At 68.9% G+C, this 16,879-nt stretch carries 5 protein-coding genes; all 5 read right to left on the bottom strand.

Annotated features, from left to right (window positions below):
• A partial coding sequence (locus ACLQ23_RS19385; RefSeq protein ID WP_425880893.1) for an amino acid adenylation domain-containing protein occupies window positions 1–10,271 on the bottom strand: 10,271 nt, incomplete at its 3' end.
• 3 nt (window positions 10,272–10,274) lie between these two features.
• The gene (locus tag ACLQ23_RS19380) at window positions 10,275–11,690 is read right to left on the bottom strand and encodes an MFS transporter (protein ID WP_355597517.1); all 1,416 of its coding nucleotides are present in this window, start codon (window positions 11,688–11,690) and stop codon (window positions 10,275–10,277) included.
• Between the two features lie 110 nt (window positions 11,691–11,800).
• Window positions 11,801–12,508 (bottom strand): 4a-hydroxytetrahydrobiopterin dehydratase, encoded by a 708-nt coding sequence (locus tag ACLQ23_RS19375; RefSeq protein WP_355597515.1) that lies wholly within the window; start codon window positions 12,506–12,508, stop codon window positions 11,801–11,803.
• A 69-nt stretch (window positions 12,509–12,577) separates the two neighbouring features.
• Complete coding sequence (locus ACLQ23_RS19370; RefSeq protein WP_355597513.1) at window positions 12,578–14,026, bottom strand: MFS transporter; 1,449 nt, start codon at window positions 14,024–14,026, stop codon at window positions 12,578–12,580.
• Between the two features lie 343 nt (window positions 14,027–14,369).
• The gene (locus tag ACLQ23_RS19365; protein WP_355597511.1) at window positions 14,370–16,850 is read right to left on the bottom strand and encodes a condensation domain-containing protein; all 2,481 of its coding nucleotides are present in this window, start codon (window positions 16,848–16,850) and stop codon (window positions 14,370–14,372) included.
• Window positions 16,851–16,879 lie beyond the last annotated feature (29 nt).

The following is a 16,879-nucleotide window of genomic DNA, read 5'->3' as shown; positions in this document are numbered from 1 at the left end:
CCTGCCCAGGCTCCGGCGCCGGTGGGGTGAGCCGGCCGGGGCCGGTCGGTGGGGAAGTCCAGCGTCGGTAGGTCGGCCAGGATCATCCGCCAGCGATCGAGTTGGCGACCCAACTCCTCATCGTCGAGGCGGGCACGTTGCCAGACGGCGTGGTCGGCCGGCTGCACGGCCAGACCAGGCAACGGATCCGAAGCGGTGACGCCGGTTTCCGCGGCATAAAGGTGGGCCAACTCGTCGGTGAGGATTCCTACTGACCAGCCGTCGGCGACGATGTGGTGCGCTACGAGGACGAGTACGTGGTCGTCCGGTGCCAGGCGGCCGAGGGCGGTGCGGAAGACGGGTCCGGCTGCCAGGTCGAAGGGGCGGTTGATTTGTTCGTCGACCCAGGTGTCGATGGTGTCGGCTGTGATGTCGACCGTGGGCAGGGCAAGGTCTGCCGGTGGGGGGTCGATGACCTGGTGGGGGAGTCCGTTGTGTTCGATGAAGCGGGTGCGTAGTGCTTCGTGTCGGGTGATGAGGGTGTGCAGGGCGCGGTTCAGGGCGGTGTCGTCCAGGGCGCCGTGTAGTCGTAGTGCTGCGGGGATGTGGTAGACGGCCGAGGCGGGGTCGAGTTGGTGTTCGAACCAGAGTCCTTCCTGCTGGCGGGTGCAGACCAGTTTTTCTTCACGCGGTACCGGCAGGATCGGTGTGCTGCCGGTCGTGGTGGCGGTGCGGTCGATCTGGTCGGCGAGTTGGTGCAGGACTGGGTTGGCGAACAGTTCGCGTGGGGGAAGTTCGGTGTGGAGTTGGTCGCGTACTCGTGCGGCGAGTTGGGTGCCCAGGAGGGAGTTGCCGCCGAGGTCGAAGAAGTTGTCGGTGGCGCTGACCTGGTCGAGGTCGAGGAGGTTCTGCCAGGTGTCGGCGAGCCATTGCTCGGTGTGGGTGCGTGGTGCGACGTGTTCAGTGGCTGTTGGTGTGGGCTCGGGTAGCCGGGTGGTGTCGAGTTTGCCGTTGGGGGTCAGTGGTAGTTCGGGAAGTGTGATGAGGGTGGTGGGGACCATGTAGGTGGGGAGTCGGTCGGCGAGGTGCCGGCGAAGGTGGTTCAGGTCGGGGTGCCCGGTGAGGTAGGCGACGAGTTGGGTGTCGTTGTACAGCTGGACGGTGCATTGGCGTACGTCGGGGTGTTGGGCGATTGTGTGTTCGATTTCGCCGAGCTCGACGCGTTGGCCGCGGAGCTTGACCTGTCGGTCGGTCCGGCCGAGGTATTCGATGGCGCCGTCGGTTCGCCAGCGGGCGAGGTCACCGCTGGCGTACATGCGCTGGCCGGGCCGGTGATCGTGGGGGTCGGTCAGGAAGCTACGGGCGGTGAGTCCGGGGCGGTTGTGGTAACCGTGGGCGAGGCCGGTGCCGGCGATGTGGAGTTCTCCGGGTATGCCGATCGGTGTCGGGCGCAGCAGGTTGTCGAGCACGTAGATGCGGGTGTTGGCGATTGGCTGCCCGATGGGCACCGTGGTCGAGTCCGGTTCGCATTGCCAGGCGGTGACCTCGATGGATGCTTCGGTGGGGCCGTAGAGGTTGTGGAGTTCGATGTGGGGCCAGGTGGTGAGGAAGCGTTGTGCGGTGTCGGGGGGTAGCGCTTCGCCGCTGCAGAAGACGTGGCGGACCTGGCCGAGGGGGCCGCGGTCGGCGGTGGCGTCGAGGAAGGTCTGCAGCATGGTGGGGACGAAGTGCAGTGTGGTGATGCCTGTGTCGGTGATGAGTTGGTGCAGGTAGTCGGGGTCGCGGTGGCCGCCGGGGGCGGCGAGTACGAGGGTGGCTCCGGTGGTGAGGGGCCAGAAGAATTCCCAGACGGAGACGTCGAAGCCGAAGGGCGTTTTCTGAAGGACCCGGTCGCTGGCCTGGAGGTGGTAGGTCTCTCGCATCCAGGCGATGCGGTTGTGGAGTCCGCGGTGGGGGACTGCCACGCCTTTTGGTGTGCCGGTGGAGCCTGATGTGTAGATCACGTAGGCGGTGTCGTCGAGGGTGCAGCCGGCGTCGAACGTGGAGCCGGCGTTGACGCTCGGGTCGGCGTCGGAGGTGAAGCCGCCGGTGTCGGTGACGTCGAGGGTGTGGGTGGTGGGGAACGATTGGGTGTGGGTGCTTGTGGTGATGATCAGGGGTGGGTTGGCGTCGTGGAGCATGGCGGTGAGGCGTTCGGGGGGTAGGTCGGGGTCGAGGGGGACGTAGGCGGCTGCGGCTTTCCAGATGGCGAGCAGTGTGGTGACGAGGTGGATGCTGCGGGGTAGGCAGACGCCGATGTGGTCGCCGGGGGTGATGCCGTGGTGGTGGAGGCGGTGGGCGAGTTGGTTGGCGGTGGTGTTGAGGTCGCGGTAGGTGTGGTGGGTGCCGTCGTGGTCGATTACGGCGATGGCGTTCGGGGTGTGTTCGGCGACGCGTTCGACAAGGTGGTGCAGCGGCTCGGCGTGGTATCCGGCGGTCGTGTCATTCCAGGCGTGCAGAACCTGGTGGACTTCCGCGGCCGGCATGATGTCGATCTCTTCGGCGGGCTGGTCGGGCTGTGCGAGTCCGTTGGCGAGCGCGGTGATGTAGTGCTCGAGGAGTCGGTTGATGCGGTCGGCGTCGAAGAGTTCGGTGGAGTACTCGGCGGCGATGTTGAGGTGGCCGTCGGGTGTCTCTTCGATGTCGATGGCGATGTCGAAGCGGGCGTTTCCGGTGGTGGCGTCGATGGGGTTGGCAGTGAGGGTGCCGAGGCTCAGTTCGTTTCGGGTCGCCGGTTGGAGGGTGAGGCTGATCTGGAACAGGGGGTTGCGGCCGGTGACGCGTTCGGGTTTGAGGCTGTCGACGATCAGGCTGAACGGGATGTCCTGGAGTGCGGTGGCTTCCAGGACGGTGTCGTGGCAGCGGTGGATGAGGTCGGTGAAGGTGGGGTCGCCGTTGGTGTTGGTGCGTAGGACGACGGTGTTGGCGAAGTAGCCGACCATCGGTTCGGTGTCGATGTGGGTGCGGCCGGAGAAGATCGAGCCGATGGGTAGGTCGGTTTGTCCGGTGTAGCGGTGCAGCACGGTGAGCAGTGCGGCCTGGTGGATGGCGAGGAAGGAGACGTGGTGGTCGCGGGCGTAGCGGCGGGCGGCGGCTGTCACGTCGTCGGGCAGTGGTTGGCCTGCCCAGGCTCCGGCGCCGGTGGGGTGAGCCGGCCGGGGCCGGTCGGTGGGGAAGTCCAGCGTCGGTAGGTCGGCGAGAGTGGTGCGCCAGCGGTCGAGTTGGCGGGTGAGTTCGTCGTCGTTGAGGCGGGCGCGTTGCCAGGCCGCGTGGTCGGCGGGTTGTACGGGCAGGTCTGGTAGCTGGGCCTGGGTGGTGAGGCCGGTTTCCGCGGCGTAGAGGCGGGTGAGTTCGGTGGTGAGGATTCCCACCGACCAGCCGTCGGCGACGATGTGATGCGCTACGAGGACGAGTACGTGGTCGTCGGGTGCTATCCGGGCCAGTGCGGTGCGGAACACGGGTCCGGTCGCCAGGTCGAACGGCCGGCTGATTTGTTCGGTGACCCAGGTGTCGATGGAGTCGGCGGGGACGTCCACGACGGTGATGGGTTGTTCGGCCGGTGGAGGGTCGATGACCTGGTGGGGCAGTCCGTCGTGTTCGACGAAGCGGGTGCGTAGTGCTTCGTGTCGGGTGATGAGGGTGTGCAGGGCGCGGTTCAGGGCGGTGTGGTCCAGGGCGCCGTGTAGTCGTAGGGCTGCGGGGATGTGGTAGACGGCCGAGGCGGGGTCGAGTTGGTGTTCGAACCAGAGTCCTTCCTGCTGGCGGGTGCAGACCAGTGTTCCGTCGCGGGGTACCGGCAGGATCGGTGTGCTGCCGGTCGTGGTGGCGGTGCGGTCGATCTGGTCGGCGAGTTGGTGCAGGACTGGGTTGGCGAACAGTTCGCGTGGGGGAAGTTCGGTGTGGAGTTGGTCGCGTACTCGTGCGGCGAGTTGGGTGCCCAGGAGGGAGTTGCCGCCGAGGTCGAAGAAGTTGTCGGTGGCGCTGACCTGGTCGAGGTCGAGCAGGTTGCGCCAGGTGTCGGCGAGCCATTGCTCGGTGTGGGTGCGTGGTGCGACGTGTTCAGTGGCTGTTGGTGTGGGCTCGGGTAGCCGGGTGGTGTCGAGTTTCCCGTTGGGGGTCAGTGGTAGTTCGGGAAGTGTGATGAGGGTGGTGGGGACCATGTAGGTGGGAAGTCGGTCGGCGAGGTATCCGCGCACCTGGTCGAGGTCCACAGCGGTGTCGCCGGCAGCGGACCCGACCAGATAACCGACGAGGCGGCTGTCGCCGTGGAGCACGACCGCGCACTGCCGCACCGCGGGGTGCTCTGCCAGAACGTGTTCGACCTCGCCGAGTTCGATGCGCTGGCCGCGCAGTTTGACCTGCCGGTCGATGCGGCCGAGGTACTCCAGGAGCCCGTCGGAGCGCCAGCGGGCGAGATCACCGCTGGCGTACATGCGCTGTCCGGGTCGGTCGCCGTACGGGTCGGCCAGGAACCGTTCGGCGGTCAACGAGGGCCGGTCGAGATAGCCGTGCGCGACGCCCAGTCCGGCGATGAACAGCTGGCCGGGTACGCCGATCGGGGCCGGGCGCAGGCGGCGGTCCAGCACGTACGTTCGGTGGTCGGCCAGAGCGGAGCCGATCGGGGGCCGGCCGTCCAGCGGTGCGTCGAAGAGGTGGTCCGTGCACACCACAGTCGTCTCGGTCGGGCCGTAGGAGTTGTGGAGTTCGAGACCAGGCCGGGTCCAGCGGTTGACCAGCTCGGCACTGAGCGACTCGCTCCCGATGTCCAGCGCCCGCAGCGCGCTGCCGGCCAGTCGCTGCGAATCGAGGTGGGACAGGAGTGCCGGTGGGAGATAGGCGACAGTGACCTGCTCATCGCACAGGAAGGTCGTGAGCGCGTCCGGGTCGGAGATCACGTCCAGCGGCGCGCCGACGACGGTGCCGCCGCCGAGCAGGGTGGCGAAGCTTTCGAACACGGTCATGTCGAAAGCCGGGTTGGCCACCAGCGGAACGCGATCGGCCGGTGTGATCGCGAAGAGGGCAACCGCGTTCTCGCAGTACCCGAAGGCCGACCGGTGGGAGACAAGGACGCCCTTGGGTGTCCCCGTGGAGCCTGAGGTGTAGATGAGGTAGGCGACGTCGTCAGGCCGTACCTCGATGTTCGGGGGCGTGTCCGGCCGGGCCGCTATGGCGGCACCGCGCTGGGGGTCGTCCAGGCACCAGTGCGGCGGGTGGGCCGGTGCCAGCTCAGCCAGGTCGCGACGGGTCAGGACGAGCGCGGCCTTCGTGTCGTCGACCTGGAACGCCAGTCGCGCGCTGGGATGCTGGGGGTCCATCGGCATCCACGCGGCGCCTGCCTTCAGCACCGCCAGCTGGGCCACCAGGAGGTCGAGCCCGCGATCGAGCAGCAGCGCCACCACCTCGCCCGGCCGGACCCCGGCCTCGGCAAGAGCATGAGCCAACTGGTTGGACCGCTGGTCGAGCTCCCGGTAGGTGAGCTGGCCCGTCGTCGAGCCACAGAACCGGATCGCCACCGCGTCCGGGTCGGATCCGGCCAACACGTGGTGCAGCAGACCGGACGATCGTTGCGCGCCCCGGGCGGTGACCGGGAGGCGCGGGGAACTCCATTCCTGAAGAACCTGACGGCGTTCCTCCGGGGACATCAGCTCGATGTCGTGGGCGCCGACGGTGCCGGGATCGGCGATTCCGTCCGCCAGCGCCGCCGTGAAGTGGTCGATGAGCCGCTCGATCCGGTCGGCGTCGAACAACTCGGTCGAGTACTCCACCGAGACGTACAGTCCACCGTCGGCGTGCTCGGTCACGTCGAAGCTGAGATCGAACCGGGCGTAGTCACCAGTGATGTCGATCGGCTCCACGGCGACCGCGCCCAGCTTGAGCTCTTCCCCGGCCTGAGCTCCGGCCATGCCGGCCGGCTGCAGGGTCAGGCAGATTTGGAAGAGGGGGTTGCGGCCGGGGATGCGTTCGGGTTGGAGGGTGTCGACGATGAGGCTGAACGGGATGTCCTGGAGGGTGGTGGCTTCCAGGACGGTGTCGTGGCAGCGGGCGATGAGGTCGGCGAAGGTGGGGTTGCCGTCGAGGCGGGTCCGTAGGACGACGGTGTTGGCGAAGTAGCCGACGAGGGATTCGATTGTGGTGTGGGTGCGGCCGGAGAAGATCGAGCCGATGGGTAGGTCGGTTTGTCCGGTGTAGCGGTGCAGGACGGTCAGCAGTGCGGCCTGGTGGATGGCGAGGAAGGAGACGTGGTTGTCGCGGGCGTAGCGCTTTGCGGCCGTGGCGAGGTCGTGGGGCAGCGGCCGGTCGACGCGGGCCCCGGCGCCGGTGGGGTGAGCGGGGCGAGGCCGGTCGGTGGGGAACTCGATGGTCGGTAGGTCGGCCAGGCTGGTTCGCCAATTGTCGATTTTCCGGGTGAGTTCGTCGTCGTTGAGGCGGGCGCGTTGCCAGGCCGCGTGGTCGGCGGGTTGTACGGGCAGGTCTGGTAGCTGGGCCTGGGTGGTGATGCCGGTTTCCGCGGCGTAGAGGCGGGTGAGTTCGGTGGTGAGGATTCCCACCGACCAGCCGTCGGCGACGATGTGGTGTGCCACGAGCACGAGTACGTGGTCGTCCGGTGCCAGGCGGCCGAGGGCGGTGCGGAAGACGGGTCCGGCTGCCAGGTCGAAGGGGCGGTTGATTTGTTCGTCGACCCAGGTGTCGATGGTGTCGGCTGTGATGCCGACCGTGGGCAGGGCAAGGTCTGCCGGTGGGGGGTCGATGACCTGGTGGGGGAGTCCGTTGTGTTCGATGAAGCGGGTGCGTAGTGCTTCGTGTCGGGTGATGAGGGTGTGCAGGGCGCGGTTCAGGGCGGTGTCGTCCAGGGCGCCGTGCAGTCGTAGGGCTGCGGGGATGTGGTAGACGGCCGACTCGGGGTCGAGTTGGTGTTCGAACCACAGTCCTTCCTGCTGACGGGTGCAGACCAGTGTTCCGTCGCGGGGTACCGGCACGATCGGTGTGCTGCCGGCCGTGGCAGCGGTGCGGTCGAGCTGGTGAAGGACGACGTCCGAGGTGGTCTCGGCCTTGTCCAGCCGGGTGGCGAGCTGCTCGAGGCTGGAGCTGGTGAACAGGTGGCGCGGGGCGAGCTCGATGTTGAGGTGGTCGCGGATGCGGACGGTGAGCTGGGTGGCGTGCAGCGAGTTCGCGCCCAGGGCGAAGAAGTCGTCATCGACGCCGACCTGCTCGACACCGAGGAGGTCGCGCCAGGTGTCGGCGAGCCACCGTTCGGTCCCGGTCCGGGGCCCGACCGTCGCAGGTGCAGCATGTTCGGGCTCGGGCAGGCGGGCGGTGTCCAGTTTGCCGCTGTGTGTGACCGGCAGTTCGGCAAGTGCGACCCACCCCGTCGGGGTCATGTAGGCGGGTAGCCGTTCGGCGACGTACGCCCGAAGCTCGCCCAGGTCCGCGTCGCCGACGACGTAGGCGACGAGACGGCCCGCGTCGCGGACGGCGACGGCGCACTGGCGGATGCCGGGGTGCTGGGCGAGGACGGTTTCGATCTCGCCGAGTTCGATCCGCTGGCCGCCGATCTTGACCTGGCCGTCCTGTCGGCCGAGGTACTCGAGCACGCCGTCGGCGCGCCAGCGGGCGAGGTCTCCGGTGGCGTACATGCGCTGTCCGGACGGACCGTACGGGTCGGGAAGGAACCGCTGTGCGGTGAGCGCCGGCTGGTGGTGGTATCCGTGGGCCAGGCCGACTCCCGCGAGGAACAGTTGGCCGGCAACCCCGACCGGTGCCGGCCGCAGCAGGTCGTCGAGGACGTAGGTCCGGGTGTTGGCGATCGGCCGTCCGATCGGGACGGTCTCCGCGTCCGGCGTGCAACGCCACGCGGTGACGTCGATGGACGCCTCGGTCGGCCCGTAGAGGTTGTGCACCTCGACGTGCGGCCAGGTGGTCATGAACCTGCGCACGGTGTCGGCGGGCAGTGCTTCACCGCTGCTGAGGACACGACGCACGCTCGGCAGGGGGGCGGCGCCGACGGCGTCGAGGAAGCTGTTCAGCATCGTGGGTACGAAATGCAGTGTGGTGACGCCCGCGCGGTTGATCAACTCGTGCAGGTGCCGGGGGTCACCGTGGCCACCGGGCTTGGCGAGAACGAGGGTGGCCCCGGTGACCAGGGGCCAGAAGAACTCCCACACCGACACGTCGAAGCCGTACGGCGTCTTCTGGAGCACCCGGTCGTCAGCCTGGAGCCGGTAGGCGTCCTGCATCCAGGCGATCCGGTTGTGCACGCCCCGGTGCGGGACCTGCACGGCCTTCGGAGTGCCGGTGGAGCCGGAGGTGTAGAGCAGGTAGGCGGGGTCGTCCAGTTCACCGCCACCGTCCGGCGCCGTGGCCGGCTCGCCGGCCAGGGCCGGCCGCTCGATGTCGAGCGCGATGACGGTCGGGAACGACGAGGCGTGGGCGGCGTCGGTGACCACGACCGCCGGTGCGGCGTCATCGAGCATGAAGGCCAGACGCTGCGGCGGCAGGTCGGGTTCGAGGGGCACGTAGGCGCCGCCGGCCTTCCACGTGGCGAGCAGGGCGGTGACCAGGTCGGCGCCACGCCGCAGGCAGACGCCGACACGGGTGTCCGGGCCGACGCCGACGCGGCGCAGACGGTGGGCGAGCTGGTTGGCGGCCGAGTCGAGCTGCCGGTAGGTGTACGGGGTGCCGTCGTGGTCGACGACAGCGACCGCGTCGGGGGTGGCGTCGGCGGCGGCCTCCACGAGCCGGTGCAGCGGCTCGGCCGGGTAGTCCACCGCCGTGTCGTTCCAGGCGTGCAGCAGCTGGTGCCGTTCGCCGTCGGAGAGGTGCTCGATTCGGCTGACCGGCTGGTGCGGCTCCCGCAGACCGTGGGCGAGGGCGGTGGTGAAGTGGGAGGCGAAGCGGTCGATGCGGTCGGCGTCGAACAGCTCCGTGGCGTACAGCACGGAGAACTCCAGCGCGCTGCCCGGGCCGTCGACCACCAGGACGTTCAGGTCGAAGCGGCTGTGTTCGCCGGTGGTGTCGAGGAGTTCCGTGGTGATGTCGCCAAGCGTCGGTACGTCGACGGCGGCTCCGGCGGGTTGCAGCGTGACGGTCACCTGGAACAGCGGGTTGCGTCCGGCGACCCGTTCCGGCTGCAAGGTGTCGACCACAAGGCTGAACGGGATGTCCTGGTGGTTTGTCGCCTCGAGCACTGTGGCGTGGCAGCGGCGGACGAGTTCGGCGAAGCCGGGGTCGCCCTCGAGGCTGGTGCGCAGCACCATGGAGTTGACGAAGAAGCCGACCAGAGGTTCGAGATCCGCCCGGTTGCGTCCGGAGAAGTCCGATCCGACCGGCAGGTCCGATTGCCCTGTGTACCGGTGCAGCACAGTCAGCAGCGTGGCCTGCATGAGAGCCAGGAGCGACACACCGTTGGCACGAGCGTAGGCGCGGGCCGCGTCGGCCAGCTCGCTCGGAAGGTTGCGCGACTGGGAGGCTCCGGTGCCTCGGGGTTCGGCCGGTCGAAGCCGGTCGGTCGGCAGGTCTACTGTGGCCAGGTCACCCAACCGGGTGCGCCAGTAGTCGCGCTGGCGGTCGAGCCGGTCTCCATCGAGCCAGCGGCGCTGCCAGGCCGCATGGTCGGCGGGCTGGATCGGCAGCTCGGGGAGCCGGGCCTCGGGGCCACCCGTCTCGGCGGTGTAGAGCATCGACAGCTCGCCGGCCAGGACGCGCATCGACCATCCGTCGCATACGATGTGGTTCACGACGAACACGAGCACGTGCTCCCGCGGGCTGACGCGGGCCAGCGACGTACGCAGGAGCGGGCCGTTTGCCAGGTCCATCGGTCGATGGATCTCGTCGGCCGCCCACTTCTCGATCTCGTCGGCGGTCAGCTCCACCACGGGGAGCGGCCGGTTCACCGGCGGGGGGTCGACGACCTGCCGGGGTACGCCGCCCTCGTCCACGAACCTCGTACGCAGGGCCTCGTGGCGGACGACGAGGGCGTGCCATGCCCGCTCCAGCGCCGGTACGTCGAGATCACCGTGCAGCTTGAGCGCGAACGGAATGTGGTACGCCGACGACAGCGGGTCCAACTGCTGGATGAACCAGGCACCCTCCTGCTGGAACGTGCAGGGCAGCGAGCCGTCCCGCGGAACCGGAAGGATCAGGCGCGCCTGCGTGAGCCGCTCCCTCTCCGCCCGCTTCTCGGCGAGCCGTCGCTGCAGTTCTGCGCGTGAGGGGGCAACCTGCTCACGCAGATCGCGTGGCATGACAGAAGACATGCGTCACCGCCGAGCCGGCGTCGAGGTCGCGGCCGGCAGGTCCGCGGAGACCGTTGGGCCCGCGAGGGCCGGATCCACCCGGTCGCCAGGTGTGACGTCCGGAAGGTCGTCCACCCGCCGCACATGAAGGCTCCGGGACACGAGGGCCACGACGACTGCGACGAAGGCGGCCCCGCCCATCATGACGACTGCCCAGCTCCGGCCGGCCGCGTCGCCGACGAGCGCCGAGACCGCCGGCGACCGCACCTCGTCCCGACCGATCACGGTGACGAGACCCGCCCCTACCGTCACCACGATCGTGGAGCCGATCATGTGCGGACCGGCGACCATGAGGTTCTTGAAGCCCATCGCCCGCCCGAGATGCCGGGGGTCCACCTTGGAGTGCAGCACCGTCTGCACGCAGGCGACGAAGACCGCCGTGCTGCCCAGGGCGATGAACGCGCCGACCGCCATCACGGCGACGTTCGGTCGCGCCGCCGCCACGAGGAGCGCCACGGCGAAGACGACCCCCGACGAGAACAGTCCGCGAGCGAGGCGGCGGGGCCGGCCGGTGACGATCATGACGATGCTCGTGACGAGCATGCCGACCCACCCCGACGCGAAAACGATCATTATCCCGGTCTCGCCGGCGAACGCGTAGACGTTCTCGGGACCGGCGCCCTCGAGGATCGAGATGACGCAGCTGACACCTGCCAGGAACCCCAGAACCGGCAGCAGTCCCGGCCGGGACCGGAGGTGCGACCAGGTCGAGAGCACCTCCGCGCCGAGCGACCGCCGTGCCGCGTCGTCCGCACGCTTCGGGACGACCGGGATGTCGAGAGTACGCACCACCAGGATGGCGACCACCACCGCCGCGCACTCGAGCAGGATCACGCCCACCGGCGCCACGACTGTCAGGGCGAGGGCGACGACCAGCGGTCCCAGGACCACACCGGTGACGGTCAGCAGCATCCGCGGGGCGTTCGCCCGGATGAGCAGTCTCCTCGGGACGAGCAGGGGCACTGCCGACTCGAGCGCGGCAAGCTGCGGCGCCTTGAGGATGGCGTCGATCGCGAGGACGACGATGAGAGGCCACAGCAGGGGGATATCCATGAGCAGCACGACGACGAGCGCGCCCAGGTTGATCAGGTAGCCGATGTTGCTGGCGATGAGCACGCGCCGATGCCCGTAGCGGTCCACCAGCGCACCGGCGGCCGGGGACAGGAGCGCGAAGGGCGCGAACAGGACGAGGAACGCGAAGATGAGCGCGCCAAGCGAGTCGAACTCCGCGAAGATGTCGAGGCGGAACACCAGGACGGTCAGCGCAGCCGCGAACACCACGAGCCACTGGGAGCACCACAGGAGGACGAACGTACGGATCCCGGATGGAGGGCTGCTATCGGGCCGCCGGGTGGAGGGTTCGGTGTCGGCGGTCGACATCGGCGCTACCTGCTCTCGTCTGATCGCGGCGGTGAGCCTCGGTTTTGTACGTCAGGATCTCGACGGCGTTGCATGGTGTCTTGTCACACGAACCGGGGTCCGGTCGACGGTCAGTCGACAGTCGCGGGGGAATCGGCGACGCAGAGGACTCCCCGGTTGCCGTCCTGATCGGCGATGACGGTGAGCGACGGCGTCCTGCTGCCGTCGACGACGGTCCCTCCTGCGGCGACGACGGCGGCGATCCGCTGCTCAGCCATCTCGTGGGGCACGTAGACCTCGATGTGGAAGCGCTGGCCGGGGACGTCACCGTCGCCGGCGTCCCCGAACCACAGGTTCGGCACGCGTCCCGTGGCGTCCCGGATCTCGTCGCTGGGCGTACCGTGGCCCTGGGCTCCGGGGTTGCCTGTCAACAGCGCGGCCCACACCGGGGCGATGGTCGCGGAGTCCGCGGTGTCGAGGCCGAGTTCGATGAGGCTGACCGAGGCCGGGTCGGCCTTGAGCCCGTGGTCAGCGGCGATCTCGGTGATCCGTCGGGCGAGATCGACGTCCTGCTGCGTCACCCATTCGACGACGTGTTCGGTGCCTTCGTCGTCCCGGTAGATCGCGTCGGCACTGACCAGCTTGAGGTCGACGTGCCCGGTGCCGAGCGACGCGCTCGGGTGGTGCCCGAGCGCGTCGCCGGCCTCGCCCACCGCGGCGACGAACCGCGCGCCGGTGCTGAAGTCGTCGACCAGATAGCGGGCATGCAGTCCCTGGGCCAGCTTGCGCCAGTCGGTGAGCTTCGCGTTGGCGATCTCGTCGCCGCTCAGCATGTCCATGGTTGGGACTCGCTCCCTCGTGTGGTCGTCGGTTTCGTACTCAGCTCGGCGTGCGCGTTCGTTCCTGGGTTACGCGGAGCGGCCTCCCGACGCCGGCTCGCTGACGCCGACGGGCGCGAGGTCCTCGGTGGGCTGGGGCAGCCGGTCCGCCGGCGTCACGTCTGGCAGGTCGTTCTCCATGCGGAGGAACGCGGGGCTGCGGAACCTGAGGTATGCGACGTACGCAGCTACCCCGACCCCGATCAACATCATGAAGAGGGCCCAGCCGCGGCCCGGGCCATTGCCGATGAACGCCGCGAGGACCGGTGAGCTCACTTCCTCCCAGCCATCCTCCCGACGTTGCCCGTCGGAGGTGAAGCTGGCCGAGAGCAGGGTCACGCCGATCACGATCGCTCCGAGGTCCCCGACGATGTGCGACAGCGTGACCGAGGTGTTCTTCAGGCCGAACACGCGACCGAGGAGGTGCGGCTCGACCTTGAGGTGCACCACGGTCTGGAAGCTGGCGATGATGACCGCGAGACTGCCCATCGCGATGAAGCCGCTCACGGACATCAGGATCAGGTCCGGTCGGAACGAGGCCGCGGCAAGCGCCAGGGCGAACGTGAGCCCGGCGACGAGCATGCCCGACACAAGCCGACTGGGGACGCCCCACACCACCATCCCGATGGTCGCGACGACCATGCCGAGCCAGCACGCCGTGGACACCGCGATGGCGCCCTCGTAGTCGGAGAAGCCCATGACCGTCCCGCTGGACGTGATCTCGAGGGCGCCGAGGGTGCCACTGACGAGGGCCAGGAACCCCACCATCGTCAGCAGTCCGTGCCGGAGGCGAAGGTGCCGCCACGCGTCGACGACGTCCCGCCACAGCGACTGATCGGGCGCATCGCCGTCCGGCCTCTTGACGAGAGGGATACGGGAGGTGAACACGACGTAGATGGCGAACACCACCAACAGGCACTCCGCCATGACGATCGCGACCGGCGAGGCGACGCTCAAGAGCAGGTACGCGAACAGCGGCCCCGCCAGGACGAACGTCGCGGTCATCAGCATGCGCGGGCCGTTGGCCCGACCGTAGTGGCGCTTCGGCACCAGCAGGGGCACCACCGACTCGATCGCGGCCAGCTGCAGCGTCCGGAGGATCGTGGAGATACCTGCCGCCGAGACGGCGTACAACGACCCGCCGATGTCGGTGACCATCACGATGACGAGGGCAATGAGGTTCAGTAGCGTGCCGATGTTGCTGATCAGCAGCGCACGCCGGTGGCCGTAGCGGTCCACGAACGCGCCGGCGAACGGAGACAGAATCGGGAAGGGCACGAACAGGATGGCGTAGCCGATGACGACCAACCAGAACGGGTCGAAGTCCACGTAGATGTTGAGCCCGACCGCGAAGACCGTGAAGCTCACGGCAGCGCACGCGAGCCACTGTGAAATCCAGAGACGGACGTACGTGCGGGTTCCGGACGCCGGTAATGCGTCCGACTGATCCTGGGGTGGTCCGGTCTCGACGGTCGTCATGAGTGCCTCCTGCTTTCGTCAGGTCGGTGCGGTAGCCGTTCGATAGCGATGCTGGGGAACCTGTGGGTCATCGGTGCCTTCGTTGTCGCGGTGGATCGCGTCGGCACTGACCTGCGAAGAGGTCGAGGTGCCCGGCACCGAGCAGGCCGCCCATCACGAGCCGACCGAGGGACGCCCCACACCGCCGGTAGCGCGTCCGACCGAACCGCTGACGGTTCGGCCTCGACGTTTGTCATGGGTGCCTCCTGCTCAGGTCGGGCCGGCGCAATCGCCTGGATCGCGCACTTCGGAACGTAGGAGCCGTCCATCGACGTGTCTTGTCACAGGAACCGGGTCCGGCTGGTCACGGCCGCCGTCCGGTCGCCACGAGGTGCGGGCCGATACCCAGCAACTCGGGCACCCGTTCGTGCGCTCGTGCGCTGGCGAGGATCGCCTCGTGGCCCCGGGGGTCGTCCATACGTTCGGTGAGGTCGGTCAGGAGGAAGGCAGTGCCTTCGACGCTTACCAGGTCGGTCATGTCGAGGCCGGCGGAGGAGAATTCCGACTCCAGCTCGTCCGGCCGGTGCGTGTAGGCCGTGTAGCCGCCCCGGGCCAGCGGCGGAAGGACCCCCGTCTCCTCCACCTGGTCGATGTGGGCAAGCATCTCCGGGCCCCGCTCGTAGATGCGTTCCCGGAGGACCCCGTCCATCCGCGCCGCCCAGCGCGAGATGGCGGACGCGAAGACGGCGCCGCCGGGCGCGACGATGCGCCGCGCCTCCCGGAGCACCTGCACCCGGTCGGCCAGGCGGGGGAGGTGGTACAGCGGTCCGAGCAGGAGCACCGCCGCGACGCTCTCGTCGGCGAGGTCGAGGCTGCGCGCGTCGCCGACAGCGGTCTCCACGTCGGTGTCCGGCCGGATGGCCGCTCGCAGTTGCTCGACGTACAGGGGAACGATGTCGCGGTGCACCACCCGGTAGCCGAACTCGGCCAGCCAGAGCGCGTAGCGGCCGGTGCCGCCGCCGATGTCGGCGATGACGGCGGGCGCTGGCGGCAGGTGCCGCAGCAGGATCTCCTGCGTCCGCTCGAACTCGAGCCGGCCGTGGCCGGAGGCGGCAGCCTCCCGCTCGTCCTCCTCGCTCGTCGTGTAGAACGCGGTCAGCTCATTGGCGAGGTCGTCGGTTTCGGCGAGCTGTCGCTCCAACTCGGCGATCTCGGCGTCGAGCTCGTCCTCCTCGCTCGTCAGACCACCGGCCGAGAGCGCGGCCGCCAGCGCGCGCACGCTCGGATTCAACGCGAGCAGCGTGACGGAGGCGCCCTCGATGCGGCCGACCGCCCGGACGGCACCGAAGGAGTCGCCCCCCAGGTCGAAGAAGCTCGTGGTGACGTCGACCTCGGTCAGTTCGAGGATGTCGCGGTAGACCGCCGCGACCGCCTCCTCCTCAGGTGTCGCGGGCGGGACCACGGGTCCACTCCGTGCGTCCACGAGCGACGGGGAGTCGGGCGCCTCGGATGGCGTGAGCATGGGCCCGGCGGCGGCAACGACCTGCTCGACGCGGTCGGCCCCGACGATCGCCTTCAACGTGGTGAACAGGCAGTCGAGGATGCCGTCGGCGAAACCAGGTTCGGCGCGGTTCTCGTGGAGCAGGAGCTGTACCTCGGACACCGGCGCGGGCGTCACGATCAGCGCCATCGGGACGCTCACCTTGTCGTAGGTGGTTTGCGAGCGCACTGTGAGCTGCCGATCCGGCGAGCCCTCGGCCTGGACACCGAACGAGTGGTTGTCGAGCACGAACAGGCTGTCGAACAGCTGCTGGCCCGGGGCGCCGGCCCACTTCTTGATGTCCGAGAGCGGGCTGAACTCGTAGCGGCGGATGTCGGCGTACCTGGCCTGTAGCTCGTGCAGCCACGGCCCCAGGTCGCCGTCGCGGGGGACGCTCAGGCGGACGGGCAGGGTGTTGACGAACATGCCGATCATGCGGTCCACCCCGGGCAGCTCCGCGGGCCGGCCGGAGCTGACACAGCCGAAGACGATGTCGGAGCGTCCGCTGTAGCGGCCCAGCACGACGGCCCACGCGGCGTGCAGGACGGTGTTGACTGTGACCCGGTGACGGGAGGCGGCGTCGCGGAGGCCCTCCTCGAGAGCTGGCGGAAGGCTCACGACGTGCCGGTCGACGCCGCCCGTGCCCTGGCGGGGGTCCGGCGGTCGCATCCCGGCCAGGGCGGCCGGGGTGACGCCGTCCATGACCTCCTTCCAGAAGGTCCTCGCCGCGTCCATGTCCTGACGTTGCAGCCACGCGATGTAGTCGCGGAAGGGCGGCGCGGGCGGAGGCAGCGGGCCGCCACCGGTAAGCGACTGGTAGTGGGCCATCACCTCGTTCATGAAGATCGGGACCGACCAGCCGTCGAGGAGCAGGTGGTGATGGGTCCAGGCCAGCGCGTGTCGGTCGGCCCCGAGACGGATGAGGTGCAGTCGCTGTAGCGGGGCCACTGCCACGTCGAAGCCGGTGGCGCGGTCCTCGGCCATCATCGCGTCGAGCCGTTCCTGTTGCTCGTCGTCACTCAGCGCGGACCAGTCGTCCTGGTGCGCCGGTGGCGTGACGTCCCGATGCACGACCTGAAGCGGTTTGTCGTTCCCGTCCCAGTGGAACGACGTCCGCAGCGCGGGATGCGACTCGAACACCTTCCGCCAGGCCCGGACCATCGCATCGACGTCGAGGCTCCCCTCGACGATGTAGACGTGCTGGCCGAGGTACATGTCGGTCGCGCCGTCGTGCACCGTGTGCAGCAGCATGCCCTGCTGCAACGGGGACAGCTCGTAGATGTCGTCGACGTTGGACGTGCTCACGGAAGCTCCTGCCTCCGCGCTGGGTCCTC

The organism is Micromonospora sp. DT41, from assembly GCF_049841715.1.
Lineage (GTDB): Bacteria > Actinomycetota > Actinomycetes > Mycobacteriales > Micromonosporaceae > Micromonospora > Micromonospora profundi.
This window is presented reverse-complemented; position numbering and strand designations above follow the sequence as displayed.

Excerpts from the sequence above, each read along its gene's own strand:
- ACLQ23_RS19380 (WP_355597517.1), bottom strand. The coding sequence starts at position 11,690 with ATGTCGACCGCCGACACCGAACCCTCCACCCGGCGGCCCGATAGCAGC.
- ACLQ23_RS19375 (WP_355597515.1), bottom strand. The coding sequence starts at position 12,508 with ATGGACATGCTGAGCGGCGACGAGATCGCCAACGCGAAGCTCACCGAC.
- ACLQ23_RS19370 (WP_355597513.1), bottom strand. The coding sequence starts at position 14,026 with ATGACGACCGTCGAGACCGGACCACCCCAGGATCAGTCGGACGCATTA.